General features: G+C 64.4%; 15 protein-coding genes. 6 read left to right on the top strand and 9 right to left on the bottom strand.

Features of this window, described 5'->3' with window-relative positions:
• Positions 1–33: 33 nt before the first annotated feature.
• Both OOJ09_RS17905 and OOJ09_RS17900 read right to left on the bottom strand, forming a co-directional pair.
• Positions 34–1,320 carry a flavin-containing monooxygenase gene (locus tag OOJ09_RS17905; protein WP_269906447.1) on the bottom strand — a complete coding sequence of 429 codons (1,287 nt, stop codon included), beginning with the start codon at positions 1,318–1,320 and terminating at the stop codon, positions 34–36.
• 123 nt (positions 1,321–1,443) lie between these two features.
• Entirely contained in the window at positions 1,444–3,084 is a 1,641-nt protein-coding gene (locus OOJ09_RS17900) for a helix-turn-helix transcriptional regulator (protein WP_269906446.1), read from the bottom strand.
• Positions 3,085–3,342: 258 nt separating this feature from the next.
• On the opposite strand from OOJ09_RS17900, the gene OOJ09_RS17895 reads away from it, so the two are divergent.
• Positions 3,343–5,661, top strand: a complete 2,319-nt coding sequence (locus OOJ09_RS17895) for a glucose/quinate/shikimate family membrane-bound PQQ-dependent dehydrogenase (RefSeq protein WP_269906445.1) — start codon at positions 3,343–3,345, stop codon at positions 5,659–5,661.
• A 114-nt stretch (positions 5,662–5,775) separates the two neighbouring features.
• On the opposite strand, the gene OOJ09_RS17890 is transcribed toward OOJ09_RS17895, so the two are convergent.
• Positions 5,776–6,210, bottom strand: coding sequence for a hypothetical protein (locus OOJ09_RS17890; protein ID WP_269906444.1), 435 nt, complete (start codon positions 6,208–6,210; stop codon positions 5,776–5,778).
• 431 nt (positions 6,211–6,641) lie between these two features.
• Here OOJ09_RS17890 and OOJ09_RS17885 point away from each other — a divergent pair, with 431 nt between their 5' ends.
• Positions 6,642–7,517, top strand: a complete 876-nt coding sequence (locus tag OOJ09_RS17885; RefSeq protein ID WP_269906443.1) for a dienelactone hydrolase family protein — start codon at positions 6,642–6,644, stop codon at positions 7,515–7,517.
• A 9-nt stretch (positions 7,518–7,526) separates the two neighbouring features.
• On the opposite strand, the gene OOJ09_RS17880 is transcribed toward OOJ09_RS17885, so the two are convergent.
• From OOJ09_RS17880 to OOJ09_RS17870, 3 genes are all read right to left on the bottom strand, one after another.
• Positions 7,527–7,973: a response regulator gene (locus tag OOJ09_RS17880; RefSeq protein ID WP_269906442.1), complete on the bottom strand. Its 447-nt coding sequence runs from the start codon at positions 7,971–7,973 to the stop codon at positions 7,527–7,529.
• Positions 7,970–9,007 (bottom strand): histidine kinase dimerization/phosphoacceptor domain -containing protein, encoded by a 1,038-nt coding sequence (locus OOJ09_RS17875; protein WP_269906441.1) that lies wholly within the window; start codon positions 9,005–9,007, stop codon positions 7,970–7,972. The genes OOJ09_RS17880 and OOJ09_RS17875 overlap by 4 nt, the downstream gene beginning before the upstream one ends.
• 252 nt (positions 9,008–9,259) lie before the next feature.
• Positions 9,260–10,168, bottom strand: coding sequence for an EamA family transporter (locus OOJ09_RS17870; RefSeq protein WP_269906440.1), 909 nt, complete (start codon positions 10,166–10,168; stop codon positions 9,260–9,262).
• Positions 10,169–10,257: 89 nt separating this feature from the next.
• Here OOJ09_RS17870 and OOJ09_RS17865 point away from each other — a divergent pair, with 89 nt between their 5' ends.
• Positions 10,258–10,737 carry an Lrp/AsnC family transcriptional regulator gene (locus OOJ09_RS17865; RefSeq protein WP_269906439.1) on the top strand — a complete coding sequence of 160 codons (480 nt, stop codon included), beginning with the start codon at positions 10,258–10,260 and terminating at the stop codon, positions 10,735–10,737.
• Between the two features lie 28 nt (positions 10,738–10,765).
• Here the strand turns inward: OOJ09_RS17865 and OOJ09_RS17860 are convergent, their stop codons facing one another.
• Complete coding sequence (locus OOJ09_RS17860; protein WP_006204908.1) at positions 10,766–10,963, bottom strand: hypothetical protein; 198 nt, start codon at positions 10,961–10,963, stop codon at positions 10,766–10,768.
• Positions 10,964–11,108: 145 nt separating this feature from the next.
• Complete coding sequence (locus OOJ09_RS17855; RefSeq protein WP_269906438.1) at positions 11,109–11,594, bottom strand: thioesterase family protein; 486 nt, start codon at positions 11,592–11,594, stop codon at positions 11,109–11,111.
• A gap of 166 nt (positions 11,595–11,760) precedes the next feature.
• On the opposite strand from OOJ09_RS17855, the gene OOJ09_RS17850 reads away from it, so the two are divergent.
• Together OOJ09_RS17850 and OOJ09_RS17845 are read left to right on the top strand one after the other, a co-directional pair.
• Positions 11,761–13,185, top strand: a complete 1,425-nt coding sequence (locus tag OOJ09_RS17850) for an FAD-binding oxidoreductase (protein ID WP_269906437.1) — start codon at positions 11,761–11,763, stop codon at positions 13,183–13,185.
• Between the two features lie 106 nt (positions 13,186–13,291).
• A complete protein-coding gene (locus OOJ09_RS17845) occupies positions 13,292–13,813 on the top strand; it encodes a hypothetical protein (protein WP_269906436.1) in 522 nt (173 codons plus the stop codon).
• Between the two features lie 33 nt (positions 13,814–13,846).
• On the opposite strand, the gene OOJ09_RS17840 is transcribed toward OOJ09_RS17845, so the two are convergent.
• A complete protein-coding gene (locus OOJ09_RS17840) occupies positions 13,847–14,830 on the bottom strand; it encodes a Dyp-type peroxidase (protein WP_269906435.1) in 984 nt (327 codons plus the stop codon).
• A 133-nt stretch (positions 14,831–14,963) separates the two neighbouring features.
• Here OOJ09_RS17840 and OOJ09_RS17835 point away from each other — a divergent pair, with 133 nt between their 5' ends.
• Complete coding sequence (locus OOJ09_RS17835; protein WP_269906434.1) at positions 14,964–18,920, top strand: AsmA-like C-terminal region-containing protein; 3,957 nt, start codon at positions 14,964–14,966, stop codon at positions 18,918–18,920.
• The last annotated feature ends 4 nt before the right edge of the window (positions 18,921–18,924 follow it).

The following is an 18,924-nucleotide window of genomic DNA, read 5'->3' as shown; positions in this document are numbered from 1 at the left end:
TCGACAGTTCGACCAAAAGCGCTCCGCCAGGCTTTACCTGGCTGCCGCCCGCAGCCGTTCGCCGATCCTGTCGGCCACATAGCCTGCATCGCGTGCCGCACCATGGATCATCGTCGAGGACGTCGAGTGCTGGAAATGCAGGCCGCAGACATAGAGGCCGGGTTCGCCGTCCACAGCGCCGCGATACTGTTTCACCCGGCCGGTTTCGTCGAATATCGGCAGCCTGATCCAATCCAGCCCCGCCCGGAAACCCGTGCACCAGATGATGTTGGCGACATCGAGAACCTGGCTGTCGTCGAGCATCGGTTTGCCATCCTGGACGCCGGCGACGCGGGACACCCGGCGGACGCCGGCAGCGTCCAGGTCCCGAGGCTTGACCCGGATCAGCGGCAAGCCATGGGAAAGTTGCTCAGGCTTGGCCTTCCGGCCCATTGGCGTATCGACGGTGAGCAGTCGGTGGAAAACAAGACGGAAGACGACCGGGAGGACCAGACGCATGGCGAAATAGCCATTGTAGGCGACCGGGATGTTGCCCGGATGCCGGCCAGCCAGCCAGACCTGGTGCGTAGGCGCGAGATCCATGGCGATTTCCGCGCCGGAATTGCCGGCTCCGACCAGCAGCACACCGCCCGGATTGAGCTGAGAAGGATTCCTGTAGGCGCTCGAAGGCAATTGCCGGATCGACGGATCGAGCAGCGCGGCAAAATCGGGGATCTTCGGCTTCTGGTAGCTCGAGGCCGCGGCCACGACATGGCTCGCGACGTAGCGGGTCCGACCGGATGTGACGATGTAGCGGTCGCCTGAACGGGTCACCTCGTCGACCTTGACGCCGGTGCGCACCGGCAGGGAGAATTTTATCGCATAGGCCTCAAGATAATCGGCCATGTCATCCTTGCTCGGGAACGAATAGCGGTCACTGGGGAAGGGCATGCCGATCAGCCCGTCAAAGCGTGCCGGCGTGAACAGGCGCAGCGAATCCCAGCGTGAACGCCATATGTCGCCAACGCGTTCGCGTGCCTCCAGGATGACGAACTTCAGGCCCCTGCGGGCGAGATGATAGCCGACGGACAGGCCGTTCTGGCCGGCGCCTATGACGACGACATCGACATGTTCTTCCCTGAGCGCTGGCCGCGTTTTGTCGTCTGATGGCGCCTGGCCACCCGCTGCCTGCAGTGCGTCAGCCTCAAGTCGCGTGAACGCCGCCCCTTGCTCCAGCAGTGAGCCGGCACGTGCCTTGGTCTCGGCGATGCCGATGTTGCGACTGCCACGTGGCTTCATTGCGCGCATTGAAGTCGGGCCAAGTGTCGAAGTCGGATTCATGATCGTCTCCTGGTTTTCGTCAACCGCGGAGCAAAATAGCGAATCGGCGCACCGGCGCTTCGGGGAGACACCCCATCAGAAAAAGAAATGGCATGGGGACTTTTACCCATGCCCCGCGTCGCCCTAAAGCAGGCCGTTCTGGAAAGCGTAGGCTGTCGCCGCAGCGCGAGAGTTGACCGCCAGCTTGTCGAATATGTTGCTGACATGCCGGTCTACGGTCTTTTCGCTGAGACCCAACTCGGTCGCTATCAGCCTGTTGGTCTTGCCGGTGGCGACAAGGCCGAGGACTTCGATCTCGCGCCGGGTCAGGCCGTGCGGACGCGAGTTTGTCGGCGCGATCAGCGCGGTGACACGGTCGCGGTCGGGCGTGGCGCCAAGTTCCGTGAAAACCGCCCGGGCGGCATCGAATTCAAGCTCGGCGCTGTCCTCGTCGCCAAGCTCCCGGCAGGCCTGCCCGGCCAGGACCCGCAACCGCGCCTCGAGATAGGGAGCGCCGGCGTGCTGCCAGGTGGTCAGCGCGGCACGGAAGTGGCCGAGCGCCGCCGCCGGATTGGCTGCACTCAGCTCGATTTCACCTGTCGCCTGGGATGCCATTGCAGCAAGAATGTCGGTCGCGAAACGATCGGCGATCACCTGCAATTCCTCGCAGGCGTCGCGCGCCTCCCCGACCGCACCCGCAGCGATCATGATCTCGATCAGCGCCGGCAGCAGGCGGGCGCGGCTCAGCGGAGCCTTGGTCATGCCAAGCACGCGGCGAATGGTTGCCGCCGCCTGTCCTGCCCGGCCTTGCATGAGACGCAGCAGGGCCATGCCGGGCTGCGGTTCGAGCCCGAGCCGGCTGGCGGCGCGGTAAAGCTCCTCGGCGGCGGCGAATTCACCGCGCAGCCGATGGATTTCGGCCTCCTGATAGGCCGCGCCTGCCGTCGTCTCGTTGCCGATCGCGTGGGCCAGCGACCGGGCCGCGCGCCGAGCTTCGGCAATTGACTCCTGCCAGGCGCCGTTCAATTCCATGATTTCAGCGCGGTGCAGCAGACAAATGCCGTTGAACTGGACCAGCTGTGGCTGCGACCCGCACCAGTTCGACAGCGCCTCGGTCCACTCGCGCGAGCGGTCGAGCGCATAGACCTGCCGGCAGGAGGCGATGAGGTTGCAATAGATGAGGCCGGTGATGATCGGCGAAAGCTTGCCGTCGGCGGCTGGCAGCATGGCCTCGTCGAGCAGGGCGATGCCTTCCTCGATCCTGCCTTGCCGCACCAATGCGCGGCCGAGATAGCATCTGGCGAAGGCGATCAGGTCGGTATCGCAACAACGTTCGCCGATCGCCAGCGCGTGCCTTGCCAACCCCTCCGATGCCGGATCATTGCCGGTCATGAGCTCCTTCTGGGCCCCCAGCAACACCAGGTAGCCATGCGCGGCACATTCGCGGCCGAAACCATCCGCCAGGCGTTGCGCCTGCTGTATCCAGGCGGTTGCGTGGCCTTCCTCGCCCAATGCAAAAAGCCGGAAGCCACGGAAGAATGCCCAATACGCCGCCCTATCGCCACGGCCGTCTTCGATGTGCATGTCGAAGAGGCGCGAGCCGGTGGCGAAGCTGTCCTCATCGCGGTCCAGCATGCCGGCCGTCCAGAGCAGTCGCTCCAGGTCTTCCGCGCCCAGCGGCGCGATCTCGTCCGTTGCCCGGAAAAGCTCGAATGCATCCGCCCATGCCCGCTGTCCGTAGGCATGGCGGGCCTGTTCGAGCAACGAGGCGGCATCGGCTTTCATAGGCAAAGCATAGCATTACCTGAAGGCCGGCAGAAGAATGGCGAATGCCAGCGCCCCGTCAGTTCGGAATGAGCGGCGCCAGGACCAGAGGCAGGGCGGAGTGACGCGCACTTATCCAAGCGCCCCCTGATTTGACACCGCGCACGGGCGGGCGGAAAACTGCAGCAACGAGATGAAACAGAATCGAAAGCGGGCTAGTTTCCATTTCGTGACGGCGGTTTTCGGCCGCCCGCCTGCTGCGCTTGAAGGAGTGTCGTTGTGGCAACCGTCCTTACCGCCGTGATCCTTCTCCTCATCGGTCTGGTGCTTGGCGGCGGCGGTATCCGCCTCGCGATGCTGGGCGGCAGCTGGTACTATGTTATCGTCGGTCTTGCCTTCCTGATCACCGCCTGGCTGCTCTATCGGCGCAGATCCACCGCGTTGTGGTTGTACGCGGCGATCGTGCTCGGCACGCTGGCCTGGGCGGTGTGGGAAACCGGCTTCGATTGGTGGGAATTGGGTCCACGCGGCGGCATCATCGTGCTGGTGGCGCTGTGGCTGCTGACGCCGTGGGCGAGGCGTGGCCTTGCCGGGCCCGACGGCCGGGCGCCGCTCATCCTTGCCGTGCTGGCGTCACTGGCGGTGGCCGGCTATTCGATGACGACGGACCCCAAGGACATTGCCGGCGAACTCGACACCGACAAGGTGATCCCGACCGCCAATCTCGGCGGCGATGTGCCAGCCGGCGAATGGCACTTCTACGGCCGCACGCCGTTCGGCCAGCGCTACTCGCCGCTCGACCAGATCACGCCGGACAATGTCGCCAGCCTGCAGCCGGCCTGGACCTACCGCACCGGCGATGTGAAGGGACCCGACGACATTGGCGAGACCACCTATCAGGTGACGCCGCTGAAGATCGGCGACACGCTCTATATCTGCACGCCGCACAATTTCGCCATCGCCATCGACGCCGCGACCGGCAAGGAGAAATGGCGCTACAATCCCAAGATCAAGCTCGACAAGGACCGCCAGCACCAGACCTGCCGCGGCGTTTCCTACTATGCCGATCCAGCCATCGCCGCCGGCCAGCCTTGCGCGACCCGCGTCTACCTGCCGACCTCGGACGCGCGGCTGATCGCGCTCGACGCCGCCAACGGGCAGGTCTGTCCCGCCTTCGCCGAAGGCGGCACGCTGAACCTCTTGACCAACATGCCCTATCCGAAGTCGGGCTATTATTACTCGACCTCGGCGCCGCTGATCGTGGGTGGCAAGATCATCGTCGGCGGCGCGGTCAACGACAATTATTCGACGCAGGAGCCATCCGGCGTCATCCGCGCCTATGACGCCGCCACCGGCAAGCTGGTGTGGAACTGGGATTCCGGCAATCCGGACCAGACGACGCCGCTGCCGGCCGGGCAGACCTACACCGCCAACTCGCCCAACATGTGGTCGACGCCGAGTGCCGACGAGAAGCTTGGCCTGCTCTATGTGCCGCTCGGCAACCAGACGCCGGACCAGCTCGGCGCCGGACGCAGCGCCAATGTCGAGAAGTTCTCCTCCTCGATCACCGCGCTCGACCTCAACACCGGGCAGTTGAAATGGGTGCGGCAGACGGTGCACCACGACCTCTGGGACATGGACGTGCCGGCGCAGCCGAGCCTGATCGACATCACCAGGGCTGATGGCACCGTGGTGCCGGCATTGGTCGGACCGACCAAGCAGGGCGATCTCTATGTGCTCGACCGGCGCACCGGTGAGCCGGTGATGGCGGTCAAGGAAGTGCCGGCGCCGGGCGGCGCCATCGAGGGGGACAAGGCTTCACCGACGCAGCCTTCCTCCGACCTCAGCTTCAACCCCAGGCCGCTGACCGATGCCGACATGTGGGGCATCACCATGTTCGACCAGCTGGCCTGCCGGATCGCCTTCCACAAGCTGCGCTATGAAGGGCGTTATACCCCGCCGTCACTGCAGGGATCGTTGATCTATCCCGGCAATTTCGGCGTCTTCAACTGGGGCGGCGTGGCGGTCGATCCGGTGCGGCAGGTGTTGTTCGGCATGCCGACCTATCTCGCATTCACGTCCAGGCTTGTTCCCCGCGCTGACGTACCGCCGCCCGGTGACAACACCAAGGGCAGCGAGCAGGGGCTCAACCGCAATGAGGGCGCTCCCTATGCGGTGGTGATGGGACCGTTCCTGTCGCCGCTCGGCGTTCCCTGCCAGGCGCCGCCCTGGGGCTATGTCGCCGGCGTGGATCTGAGGACTGGCGCGATCGCCTACAAGCATCGCAACGGCACCGTCTACGACATGACGCCGCTGCCGCTGCCGCTGAAGGTCGGCGTGCCGGGCATTGGCGGGCCGATGATCACCGCCGGCGGCGTCGCCTTCCTGGGCGCAGCGGTCGACGACTATCTGCGCGCTTATGACCTGACATCGGGCAAGCAGCTGTGGCAGGCGCGGCTGCCGGCCGGCGGACAGTCGACGCCGATGACCTATACGGTGGTCGACGGACGCCAGTTCGTGGTCATCGTCGCCGGTGGCCACGGCTCGGTCGGCACCAAGCCGGGAGACTATGTGATGGCTTACGCGCTGCCGAAGTAGGAGAAAGCTTCTGGCTGGATGAGTGATCCGGCAGCCGGATGAGGGGCGGCGCTAGCCTTGGCCCGCAAAGCGCCGCAATGCGGCACGCCCAGCCTGCCGGTTGGCCGTGCCCTTCTAGCCAAGCCCGAGATGGCTCTTCAGGCTGGGCACCGAGCCGAGCACCTGGTTGGTCAGGTCGGGGCCGGCGGCCGCTTCGGCCTGCTGGATCAGCGTCGTGCCGGCTTTCTGGATCTGTGCAAAATCGAGCCCGGACGCCTTGAGCGCGGCGAGGCCGTTGACCAGCGCGCCCGCCTTTTCACCGAGAACGCCGCCAAGCGCGCCCTGCAGCGATGACAGGAAGCCACCACCACTGGCCGGAGCGACCGCCATGACGTCATACTGGTGGGCAAGGTCGTCGGCGCCGGGGATCTTGGCGAAAAATGACGAGGCGCTGGTGCCTTCCGCCTCGTGTTCGAGCACCGAGAAAATGGTGCCGACGACTTTCTCCGTCGTCGCCTGGTCGAGACCCGCTTTTTGCGAGACTGTGTTGACGATATCCTGGACATTCATGGTCTCACCTCAACCTTGGGTTTTCATATGTACTGCGGTTCCCGTTGCTGCGGACCCTGACCAACGATCGCCTGCCTGCATCCACAACCATCGAGCGAAGTGCCAGGGCGGCTGCCGCGGCAAGGACGAATGCGCTGGCGAGGATCGGGGAGGGCAAGGTCATCGGTTCGCTCCTTCCGGGGCGGGACGTGAAGGCACGCGGTAAGGTGCCATCGCCAGCAGACAGCTTCTCTCACTATTGTAGCAGCGCCAGCAGGATTTATTGCCGATGACCAAAAAGTGATGATCTCGCGGCCCGCAGGCCGATCGCGGGCGCAGATAACACAGGAAGCGGTGTCACCGACCCGTGACTGGACGATGAGGGGCTCGCTCCTATCTTGCGAACGGCGAAGATATCAAAGTCGAGATACCGAGATCGAAGGAGCGCGCCCATGACGAAACCTGCCATCACCCAGGCGATGATCGATGCCTATGACGAATACACGCATCTGACGCTCGATCGCCGCCGCTTCATGGAGCAGTTGACCCGGCTTGCCGGATCGGGCGCGGCGGCGGCCGCGATCGCGCCGCTTTTGGCGGCGAACTCCGCCCAGGCGGCTATCGTCGCCGAAGACGATGCCCGCGTGAAGGGCGAGGACATCACTTATCCCGGCGGCAGCGGCGAGATGAAGGGCTATCTGGTCAAGCCGGCTGACAGGTCAGGCAAGCTCGGCACAGTCATCGTCATCCATGAGAACAGAGGGCTCAACCCGCATATTCGCGACGTGGCGCGGCGGGTGGCGCTGGAGGGGTTCGTGGCGCTCGCCCCCGATTTCCTGTCGCCGCTGGGCGGCACGCCGAGTGATGAAGACAAGGCGCGCGACATGTTCACCAAACTGGATCCCACGCAAACGGTCGCCAACGGCGTGGCGACCGTCGCCTTCCTGAAGGCCGACAAGGACGGCAACGGCAAGGTCGGCGCCGTCGGCTTCTGCTGGGGTGGCGGCACGGCAAACATGCTGGCCGTCAACGCGCCCGATCTCAGTGCGTCCGTTGCCTATTACGGGATGCAGCCGAAGGCCGCCGACGTGGCGAAGATCAAGGCGGCTTTGCTGCTGCACTATGCCGGGCTCGATGAGCGCACCAACGCCGGCATCGACGCCTTCAAGAAAGCGCTCGACGCGGCGCATGTCGAATACGCGGTCTATGTCTATGAAGGCGCAAACCACGCCTTCAACAATGACACCTCGGCGGCGCGCTACGACAAGAAGGCGGCCGACCTCGCCTGGGGCAGAACCATCGCTTTTCTCAAGCAGAAGCTGGCGTAGCGATCAGCGTCAGGGCACCGGCGCCCAGACCGTCTCGAAGGCTGGCGACAGGGTGAAGCCGGCCGGCAGTACGGATTTGGGGGGCGGCCGGCGCACGCCTTCCTGCAGGTAGCGCAACGCGCAGATCAGCCCGTTCATCGTATAGGGCTTGGCGATGACGCCGATCGCGCCGGCGAAATGATCGGGAATCCGCTTCGGGTTCGCGGTCATGAAAACGACCATCGAGTTCTTCTTCTCGCCAATATATTCGGCGACGTCGACGCCGGTCGGACCATCGGTCAGGTGGATGTCGACAAAGGCGATGTCGGCTTCTGTCGAGTCCACCATGGCCTTGGCTTCGGCCGAGGAGGTTGCCCAGCCCACGACGCTGTGCCCGGCTTCCTCGACAAGGCTTTCCAGCTCCATCGCCAGCAGCGCTTCGTCCTCGACGATCAGGACCTTGAGGGGCTCAATCATGACACATTCCCTTTTTGCTGCGGTTCGTTCGGCATCGAGATGACGACCTTCGTGCCAGGGCCGGCGTCGCGCCATTCGATATCGGCATGCAACTGTCGGGCAAGCGACTTGATCAGCCGCATGCCGAACGACGCGTCGCCACTGGCATCGGCCATGCCGACACCGTCGTCGGACACCTCGATGTTGAAGTGGCCGTCGGGTTGGCTCATCTTGATGCCAATGCGGCCAGCCGTGGTGCCGTCGGGCTTTTCCTTGAAGGCATGCTTCAGCGCGTTGGTGACGAGTTCGTTGACCATCAGGGCAACGGGGGTCGCCTTCTCCGCCGAAATGACGATCGGTTCGAGATCAAGCGTCGACTTGATTTCGGAGCGCCCCGAAGCCGTCAACAGGTCGGTTACAAGATCCCTGGCAAAATCGGCGACATCGAACCTGCTGACGTCCTTCGACTGGTACAGCCGGCGATGCACGGTGCTCAACGCCTCGATGCGCTCCAGCATGGTGGCCAGCGATTTCCTGGTCGCTGCATCCTTGATGGTGCGGCTCTGCATGACGATGAGCGAGGAGATCATCTGCAGGTTGTTCTTCACCCGATGATCGACTTCGTGCAGCAGCGTCGTCTGCGCTTCGAGCGCGGCTTCGAGTTCCCTGGTGCGCTCCTTCACAGCCTTTTCGAAACGATCCTTGTCCGCCGTGATGCGATGCTCGGACCGCTTGCGGTCCGAGACGTCGAGCTGCGAGGCAAAGAAGAACAGGAGTTCGCCGCGATCATTCGAGACCGGGCTGATGTAGAGCGCATTCCAGAAGGTCGAGCCGTCCTTGCGATAGTTCAGGATGTCGACGCTGACGTCGACCTTCTCGGCGATCGCCTCGCGCAGCTGGTCGACCGTCGCCTTGTCGGTTTTAGGGCCCTGCAGGAACCGACAATTCTTGCCCAGCACCTCTTGCCGCTCATAGCCGGACAGACGCAGGAAGGCGTCGTTGACGAAGACGATCGGGTTGTCGGGCTGCCGCGGATCGGTGATGATCATCGACATGCGTGTGGCACGGATACTGCCGCGAAAGGGTCACCCTTGCCGTGCTCGACATGAAGATCGTCCGTCATGTGCCAGGCGTCGGCGGGTTCCCTGGTTCGTTTCCAGTCCATCTTGTCACTCCAAGCCGTGTTCGTGGGGACAACGGCGCAGATGCGCGATTGGTTCAATCTTGAGCTTGTTGTCGCAGTCAGTCGTAGTGGGGAACCAGCGCGTGACTTCTGTAAGCAATTGAAATTGTTTTATTTATCGCGCTCAGTTGGCGGATGCCGGCTTGTGGAAAGCGACGCCGGCGACCACGAGCGCAATGCCGAGGCAATCGGTCAGGCCCGGAATCTGATGGAGCACGATGACGCCGATCAGTGTCGCGGTGACCGGCAAAAGCGACAGCATCAGGGCAAAGCTTGCACGCGGCAGCCGGGACATGGCGAGTTGGTCGCAGATGTAGGGGATGACCGACGAGCATATGCCGACGCCGATGGCCGCGAGCAACAGCAGCGGTGAGAAAAAGGCGGGCAGAGCGTCAGTGAAGCCGATCGGCAGCACGACAAGGAAGGCGACCACCATCGCCGCGCCAAGGCCGGCGATGCCGTCGCCCGCCCCCGAGCGGGCGACGCGGTGGCCGAGCACGATATAGCCGACGAACAGTGCGCCGTTGAGGAAGGCCGAGAACAGCCCGAAGGGATCATCGGACCATTTGACGTCGATGAGCAGCAAGGTTCCGATGACGGCAACGGCCAGGGCGGCGAGATTGCGAAGGCTCCTGAGGCCGATGAGTGCAACGCCGATGGTGCCGACGAACTCGATTGCCGCCACCAGCGAGATCGGCAAGCGGTCAAGCGCCAGGTAGAACGAACAGTTCATCACCGCCAGACAGGCGCCGAAGGCCAGCAACAACAGCCGCGTTGGGCGATCGGCGCGGGCGAAGGTTTGCCATGGGCTGGTCAGCGGCGTGAAGATCAGGGCGGCGGTGGCGATGCGCAGCCATGCCATGCCGAGCACGCCGACATGCTGGAAAAGCAGCACGGCGAATGCCGGCCCGAGATAATGGAAGATGGCGCTGATACCGAACCAGACATGCGGCGGCAGTTTTGTCGCCAGCCTGCCGAGGGCAAGGCCGGCAAGGGCAGGGCCTGCCGGAGGAGCTTGCGTTTGATCATCCATCGGATCAGTATCGCAGGTGAATCTTCCGACTTATATGGATGATGATTGGTTTAAATGGTCATCTTTCTCCTGAAAGCAAGGAGTTTTCCTTGAAACACCTTCGGAACGAAAAAACCGACCTCGATGCGGCGGATATGAAGATCCTGCGTCTGCTGGAGAAGGATGCGCGCACCAGCACTGCGGAACTTGCGCGTTCGGTCGGCCTGTCGGCGCCGAGCGTGGCCGAACGCATCAAGCGGCTGCAGGAAAGCGGCATCATCGAAGCCTATTCGGTTCGGATCAACCCCGCGGCACTTGGGCTGCCGGTGTCGGCATGGCTGCGCATTCGGCCGGTGCCGGGGCAACTGGCTGTCGTGGCCGAGATCATCCGCGAGCTGCCGGAGATCGCGCAATGCGACCGGGTGACCGGCGAGGACTGTTTCATCGCGCTGGCGCATGTCGGCTCTGTTGCCGAGCTTGAACGGGTGATCGACCGCATCATTCCCTATGCGATGACCAACACGGCCATCATCCAGTCGTCACCGGTGGTGGCGCGCTCACCGCTGGCGGCGGTGAAGCGCCCGGTCTGAGGACGAAGGGCTTGTCGATACGAATGTGCTAGACGTGGCCGCGCTTCATCCGCGCCTGTTTCAGGATGGCGCGCCAGCGGATCATGTCGAACGGGATCGGCTCGTTGTTGTTGGCGATGTGGAAGATCTCGTTGTTGACGTTCTTGAGCGAGCGCCAGAAATCATAGTCGGTGATGCGCGGATCGGCGGCCAGCCTGTCCACCTCGACCTTGATGTCGGTTTTCATGCACGTCCCTCGAACCGGCTTCGCCCCGCCGCCCGTATGGCAACCCATGCGGATCGTTTTCGACCGCTCCGCTGAGTCGTTCAACGGCTCAATTGGCTTGTTCCCGTTAAAACCCCGGTAAGGTTAACGCGGTCGGTCGATGGCTTCAAGCGGTCTTGCGACGAATCCCGATCGAACGGCCGGCGCGCTCCGGCATTGGCAGCACCGAATGGGCGGCGCGCATGGCTTCGACCTTGGCCAGCACATCGGCGGGGAAGGGCGCCACCTTCGGCCCGGACATGTCGACATGCAGCGACAGCGTTTCGGAGGTGGCGGCGAGCCAGCCGTCGACATGGCGGATTTCCTGGTAGGCCCGCAGCCGCTTGTCGTCGTGGTCGATGAGCTGGAAGGAGACGGTGACCTTGTGGTCGAGATGCAGTTCCTGCACATAACAGACATGGACTTCGGCCGTGTAGATGGTCAGCCGCCGCTGTCTCACATAGTCCAGCCCCATGCCCATCGCCTCGAAGGCCTCGTCCGAGCAGCGGTCGAACAGCACGTTGTAATAGGCCATGTTGAGATGGCCGTTGTAATCGATCCAGTCCTTCTCGATGTCCATGGGCTTGGAAACGAACGGGGCGGGGATGGACATCGAAACTTCCTTGTTCTGGTGCTGCACACGGCGTGGCCGATGAGGGTCTCTTTGTTTTGACGCAATTCCGGACCGGAATCTGCTTCACACTTTTCCTGGAATTGCGTTAGGCATCATCCATAGCTGCATAACAAGCGTGGACACTGGTCCATTCGCGGAGGAATTCATGGCTCTGAGCGACCTCAATCCGGTCGAACGCAACGAGGAAGGCATCGCGGCGGTGCTCGGGATCCTCAAGCAGCGGCTGGGCGAGCGCTTCCAGACCGGCGAGGCCATCCGCTCCCAGCACGCGCACACCACCACCTATATCCCGACGCAGGCGCCCGACGGCGTCGCCTTCCCGGAAACGACGGCCGAGGTGCAGGAGATCGTGCGCGCCTGCGCCGCGCACCGCGTGCCGGTGATCGCCTTCGGCGTCGGCTCCTCGCTCGAAGGTCACACCAACGCACCCGGCGGGGGCATATCGGTCGACACCTCGCGCATGCACCGTATCCTCGCGGTCAATCCGCAGGATCTCGACTGCACGGTCGAACCCGGTGTCACCCGCGAGGACCTGAACCGGCATCTGCGCGACACCGGCCTGTTCTTTCCGATCGACCCCGGCGCCAATGCCTCGCTCGGCGGCATGGCGGCGACACGGGCGTCCGGCACCAATGCGGTGCGCTACGGCACGATGCGCGAGAATGTGCTGTCGCTGACGGCCGTCATGGCCGATGGCGAGACGGTGACGACCGGCAAGCGCGCGAAAAAGAGCTCGGCCGGCTACGATTTGACGCGACTGCTGATCGGCTCGGAAGGCACGCTCGGCATCATCACGTCGCTGACACTGAAGCTGCAAGGCATCCCGCAGGCGATCTCCGGCGGCGTTTGTCCGTTTCCGAGCGTCGAGGCCGCTTGCAACGCGGTCATCGCGACGATCCAGATGGGCGTTCCGGTGGCGCGCATCGAACTGGTCAACGCGCTGCAGATGCGGGCGATGAAGAACTATTCGAAACTCGACTATCCCGAGAGCCCGTGCCTGTTCGTCGAATTCCATGGCAGCGATGCGGGTGTTGCCGAGCAGGCCGAGACCTTCGGCATGATCGCCGAAGAGAATGGCGGCGGGCCATTCCTGTGGACCAGCGTTGCCGAGGAACGGACAAAACTGTGGAAGGCCAGGCACGATGCCTACTGGTCTTCGCTGACGCTGCGGCCGGGCGCCAAGGGCCTGTCGACCGATGTCTGCGTGCCGATCTCGCGCTTTGCCGAATGCGTCACCGAGACCGAAGCCGACATCGCCGAGATGGGCTTGATCGCGCCGATCGTCGGTCATGCCGGCGACGGCAATTTTCATGTGCTGGTGCTGATGGATGTGAACGATCCGAAGGAGATCGCGCTGTCGGAGAAATTCGTCGCGCGGCTGAACATGCGGGCGATCGGCATGGACGGCACCTGCACCGGCGAGCACGGCATCGGCCAGGGCAAGATCGGCTTCATGCGCCATGAACTCGGCCACGGCGTCGATATCATGCGCACGATCAAGCAAGCGCTCGATCCGCAGAACATCATGAACCCTGGCAAGATACTGCCTGGAAACCAGGCCAGTCTGTGACGTCAGGTTCGCAGACGGCTCGTCTTGACCGTGCCGCCATTCGAGCCGAGACTCGGTCGGCAGCGAGGCCTGAAACAGACAGGCGCGCCAACTGAGGAGGACTGTCATGGCGATTTCGCGCAAGGAAGAAGCGCGCGCGCTCAGCACCGATGAAAAGGACCTGGTGGAGAAATCGCACCATCCGGCGGTGCAGGAGCTTTCCGACGCCGACCTTTCCGGACTGGTCAAGCTGTTGCGCGAGCGACGCGACAAGGCACAGGCCGAAGCGCACCGCCGCAGGCGTGAAATACGCGGCAAGGGCGCGCCGAAAGGCGCCACGCCGTCAAAGGCCGATGGCGGCTCGCAGGTGAAGCTGGCGGTGCTTGCGACCGCGATGCGGCGGCTGAACGGCGAGGCCGAACGGCGGCGCCAACTGGCGGCTCGCATTTCGCTGGTCGGGAATGCACGCAAGGCGCTGGCCATGAAGCAAGGCGCGTCGGCGGACGGTCCCGCACACAATTCGCGCACGGCTCACAAGGGCATGCGAGCCGTTGCCAACGAGCGGGCGCCGAAGCTGGTCCGGCCGGCGGAACTCGGCCGGCAGCGCAAGGCGGGCAAGGTGTCGCAAGCGAAGCGCGACGCACGCTGAGGTCGTGCAAATTGTGGCCGTCATGCCGTCGCCCTACCGTGCGGCGGGAAGCTGCTGCACGCCCTCGACAAGGGCTTGCAGCAGCGGGCGGGTCGGCGCGAAGAATGTCGTGCCGGTCTGCGGTGTCGAGACGTCGAGCAGCCGGTCGTAGGCTCCCGGCGGGTCGCCGACATACATGCGCTGCAGCATCTTCTCGATGACCCAAAGATACCTGCTATAGCCGATGAAGTAGGTGCCGAATTCGCGTTGCCCCGGCCGCCCGAACGGCATGTTGTCTCGCAAAATGTCGTATTCATTGCCGTCGGCATCGACGATGGTGGCCAGCGACTTGTGCGATTTGCGCGGGGCGTCGTCATCGTCAATTTCGATGTTGTCGATCTTGGTGCGGCCGATGATCACCTCCTGCAGTGGCGTTGGAATGCGCGCCCAGGCAGCGAGATCGTGCAGATATTTCTGGACTACGACATAGCTGCCGCCGGCGAAGTCGGCATCCTCGTCGCCGACGAGCGCCGAGGCGGGCAGGTCGAGGCCGGTCGGGTTGGCGGTGCCGTCGACAAAGCCGAGCAGGTCGCGGGCATCGAAATAGCGAAAGCCCGAGACTTCGTCGACGACCGTCACGGCGTCCCCGAGGTTGTCGAGCAGAATGCGCTCGAACTCGAAACACATGTCGGGACGTTCGGAGCGGATGTGGAAGAGAAGGTCGCCCGCTGTCGACGGGGCCGAATGAACCGCTCCCTTGATCGGCACGAACGGCTTCAGCTCCAGGGGTCGCCGGCCGGAAGAGAGACGATCCCAGAAGTCGCGGCCGATGCCGGCAATGCACGACAGCCGGCCGGAAAGATCGCGGAACCCGACAGTCTTGACGAGATCGTCAAGCCCGCCAAGCACCGAGGCGACCCTGGCGAGAGCATTCCGTTCGCTGGCGACGGTGACAACCAGAAAGACCGCCGATAGCGACAGCGGCGCGTCGACGCTCTGCGCATCGATCGGCACCCGGTCCCAATTCTTGCCCGACATCCGAAATTCTCCGCATTTTCCTGGATTTGTTTCAGATCACCAGGGATGACGCAACAGCGGATGAATTGCCTCTTTATCGACACGCGGATGCGGGTAGAGTGCGGCTGAATTTCAATCAACCCGTTCGGAGCTGATGCTCGCACGCCTGTTCGTGATCTTTGGTGGCCTGTTCGTGCTGGTGCTGTGTGCGGCGCTGGTGGGGCCGTATTTTGTCGACTGGACCGGCTATCGCGCCGAGTTCGAGCGCGAGGCGAGCGCCATTCTCGGCCGCAAGGTGACCGTACAAGGGGATGCCACGGCGCGGCTGTTGCCGTTCCCCTCGGTGACCTTCTCCAACGTCGCCGTCGCCGGCGGCCCGAATGGCCAGCCGGCGATGACCGTCGAGACGTTTTCGATGGATGCGGAATTGGCACCCTTCCTGCGCGGCGAGGTGCTGATCTTCGACATGCGGCTGGTGCGGCCGAAAGCGACCATCGACATCGCCAATGACGGCACCGTCGACTGGGCGATGCGGCCGTCCTCGCCCTTTGACCTCAACCAGATCTCGATCGAGAAGCTGACGGTGACGGAAGGGCAGATCGAACTGCGCCATGCCGCCGGCGGGCGCAGCCATCTCATGTCCGAGATCAATTCGACCATCTCGGCCAAGTCACTGGCCGGGCCGTGGCGCATGGACGGCACGCTGCGGCTGGACGGGTTGCGCACCAGCATCGCCGCGTCGACCGGCAAGGCCGAAGGCAACGGGCAGATGCGGTTGCGGCTTAAGGCCGATCCCGATGCCTATCCGCTGGTCATCGAGACCGACGGCAATGCCGGCATCGTCAACGGTGCCGCCGTCTATTCCGGCCAGTTCAAAATCTCCGGCACCGACAAGAACAGCGCCGACAGGAACAGCGCGGAGCTGCGCGGTACCGATGGCGAGACGGTAAAGGTCAGCGCCGGCAAGCCTGATCCGGGCTTTAGGCTGAACGGCAAGTTCTCGCTCGACCACCAGAAGCTCGGCGTCGATGAATTCCGTTTCGAGACGGGACCGCTGGACAATCCCTACACCGCCGATGGCAAGGCTTCTGTCGATCTCGGGCTGAAGCCGAGCTTCGCCATCGAGGCCAGTGGCGCACAGGTGCAGTTCGACGAGGCGGTGGGGGCCGAGGCCGGCGCCGGGCTGACATTGGATCAGCGCATCGCCGGACTGGAGCAAGCGTTGCTCGACCTGCCGAAGCCGACCATACCCGGCACTGTCGAGGTCAAGCTGCCGGCGGTGGTGGCCGGCGACACCACGGTGCGCGACGTGCATCTTTCCGCCGAGCCGACCGATGGCGGCTGGTCGGTGAAATCGCTCGCCGCGACCTTGCCCGGCCGAACCACGCTGGAGGCCGACGGCATGCTCAGCGTCGAGGATCATTTCGGTTTCACCGGCTCGCTGCTGCTGGCGGTGGCGCAACCTTCCGGCTTTGCCGCCTGGCTGTCGAAGGATGTCGACGAGGCGATCCGCCGTTTGCCCGCCGCCGGCTTCAAGGCCAAGGTCGACCTGTCGGAAAAGCGTCAGGCCTTCAGCGATCTCGAGCTGATCCTGGGCAAGGCGAAGTTCTCCGGCCGCATTGATTCCAGCCAGCCCGACGACGCCAAGCCGTCGGTGCTGATGCGGCTCGAAGGCGGCGAGCTCGATGTCGACGGGCTGGCGGCTTTTGCCTCGATCTTCGTCAGCGACAAGGGCGCCAACCGCTTTTCCGACCGCGACCTCGATTTCCAGATCAAGGCCGGGCCGGTCAGCGCCGGTGGCCTGACCGCCGACACGGTCGACACGGCGCTCAGGCTGCGCGGCGGGCTGCTCGAAATCGACCGGCTTTCGGTGGGCGGGCTGGCCGGCGCCTCGATCAGCGCCACCGGCAGGGTCAAGGATTTTCCAGCGAGCCCGACCGGCAAGCTCGACGCATCGGTGGTCGCCGTCGATCTGAAGCCGCTGATCGACGTCGCTGCCCAGCATTATCCCGACAATGCCGTGCTGAAGGGGCTGGCGAGTCGGGCTTCCGCCTATCCCGAGCTTTTCCAGGATGCGCGCGTCGATCTCGTGGCGAGTGCCGCCGACAATGGCGATGGCACCACGGGCCTGGCGGTGAGCGGCCAGGGCAAGGCCGGCGGCTCGGCATTTTCGGCGTCGCTGTCGGGGAAGGGAGCGCTGGACAGGCTCATCGAAGCTCCGGTGGCGCTGACCTTCAATGCCAAGAATCCTGACGCCACCGCGCTGCTGGCGCTCTACGGCCTGCCGGCGCTGCCGCTCGGCATGCTGGGCGAGGCAAGCACGGATGTTTCGGCCAAGGGTACGCTTGGCGGCGGCCTTGCGACGAGTTTCAGCCTCTCCGGCAACGACTTCAAGGCCGGTTTCGAAGGGACGATCGCCGATACGCCGCAAGGACCGACCGCCAAGGGCAAGCTCAGCCTCGATGCAGCCGATATCGAGCCGTGGCTGATGACGACCGGCATCGGGCTTCCCGGCATGGGGGCGGGCATGTCGGCATCACTGGCGGCGCAGGGTGACTATGGCAACGGCCTGCTGGTGCTGGATGGCCTCAGCGGCGCCATCAACGAGGCGGCGGTGTCCGGTGACGTCAATGTCGATGTCAAGGATGGCGTGCCGCATCTGGCCGGCGCGCTGGCGCTCGACGAACTCGATTTCGATCCGATGGCGGTGGCGCTGTTCGGCGATTCGGCTTTCCTCGCCGACAAGGGGGCCGGTGACAAGGGTGGCGCGTGGCCAGCCGCCCCCTTCAGCCAGAAATCCAGCCTGCCGTTCACCGCCGACCTCGATCTGACGACGGCGGCGCTTGCCACCGGGCCGTTCGCCACCGCCTATGACGCCGCGTTTTCGCTCAAGCTCGACCAGGAAGGCATCCGCGTTTCGGATCTGAAGGCGAAATTCCTTGGCGGTGCCCTGACCGGCCTGTTCGAGCTGAAGAACACCGACGGCACCGGACTTTTCACCGGCCAGATGAAACTGGCGGGCGCCGATCTAGCGAACGTGCTGCCGGATGCCGGCATCAGCGGCAACGGCGATTTCTCGACGGCGCTGTCGACCAGCGGCAAGTCGGTCGATGCGATGGTGGCGGCCTTGTCCGGCTCCGGCACGGCGACGCTGAAGAGCTTGCGGGTCGCCGGCGTCAATCCCGATGCGTTCAGCGCGTTCCTTGCCAAGGCGGATGCGATCGGGCGCGACATCGACGCGGCAAAGACCGCCGGCTTCGCGCCGCAGATCGCCGCCGATGGCAGCTTCGCCGCGAAGGATATCGACGTTGCCTTCACGGTTGCCGGCGGCACGCTGAGGGTGCCGCCGATCAGCCTGGAGAATCCGGCGGCGACCTTGTCCGCCGACATCACGGCGGATCTCAACACCAGCACGGTTTCGGCCAAGGGAGCAGTCACCTATCGGCCCGGCGACGAGGCGTTGGTCGGCTCCGAGCCGATCGTGAATTTCACCGCCGAGGGGCCGTTCGGCGCCGTGAGACGGCAGTTCGACAGCGAGCCGCTGGCGCAGTTCCTGACCCAGCGCGCGCTGGAAAAGGAGCAACAGCGCGTCGAAGCGATGCAGGCAGCATTGCTTGAGAAGCAGCGGCTGCGGCGTGAGGTGCGCTACTACGCGGCGCTGCAGGACGCGCGCGACAAGGCCGCCGAGGAACTGCGCAAGCAGGAGGAAGCGGCGCGCCTGAAGGCCGAAGCCGACGCCAAGGCGAAGGCCGAAGAGGAAGCGAAGGCCCAGGCTGAAGCGGATGCAAAGGCAAAGGCCGATGCGGAAGCCAAGGCCAAGGCGGACGCGGATGCCAAGGCAAAGGCGGATGCGGACGCGAAGGCCGCGGCCGAGCAACAAGCCGCCGACGAAGCGGCCAAGGCGCAGGCCGAGCAGGATCGCCAGAAGGCGGAAGAGGCGATGCGCGCCGCCTCGCAGGAAAAGGCAAGGCTCGAGGCCGAGCGCAAGGCGGCGGAACAGGCAGCGAAGGTCGAGCGAGCGCCGCTGCCGGAAGCCAACGACAATCCGCCGCCGGCCAAGCCGAAGCCCAATCCGTTCACGATCGACAATCTGTTGAAGTCGTTGCAGTAGCGGA

The organism is Mesorhizobium qingshengii, from assembly GCF_027563465.1.
Taxonomy (GTDB): Bacteria; Pseudomonadota; Alphaproteobacteria; order Rhizobiales; family Rhizobiaceae; genus Mesorhizobium; species Mesorhizobium qingshengii_A.
Note: the sequence above shows the minus strand (reverse complement) of the source record. Positions and strands in the feature narration are given on the sequence as shown.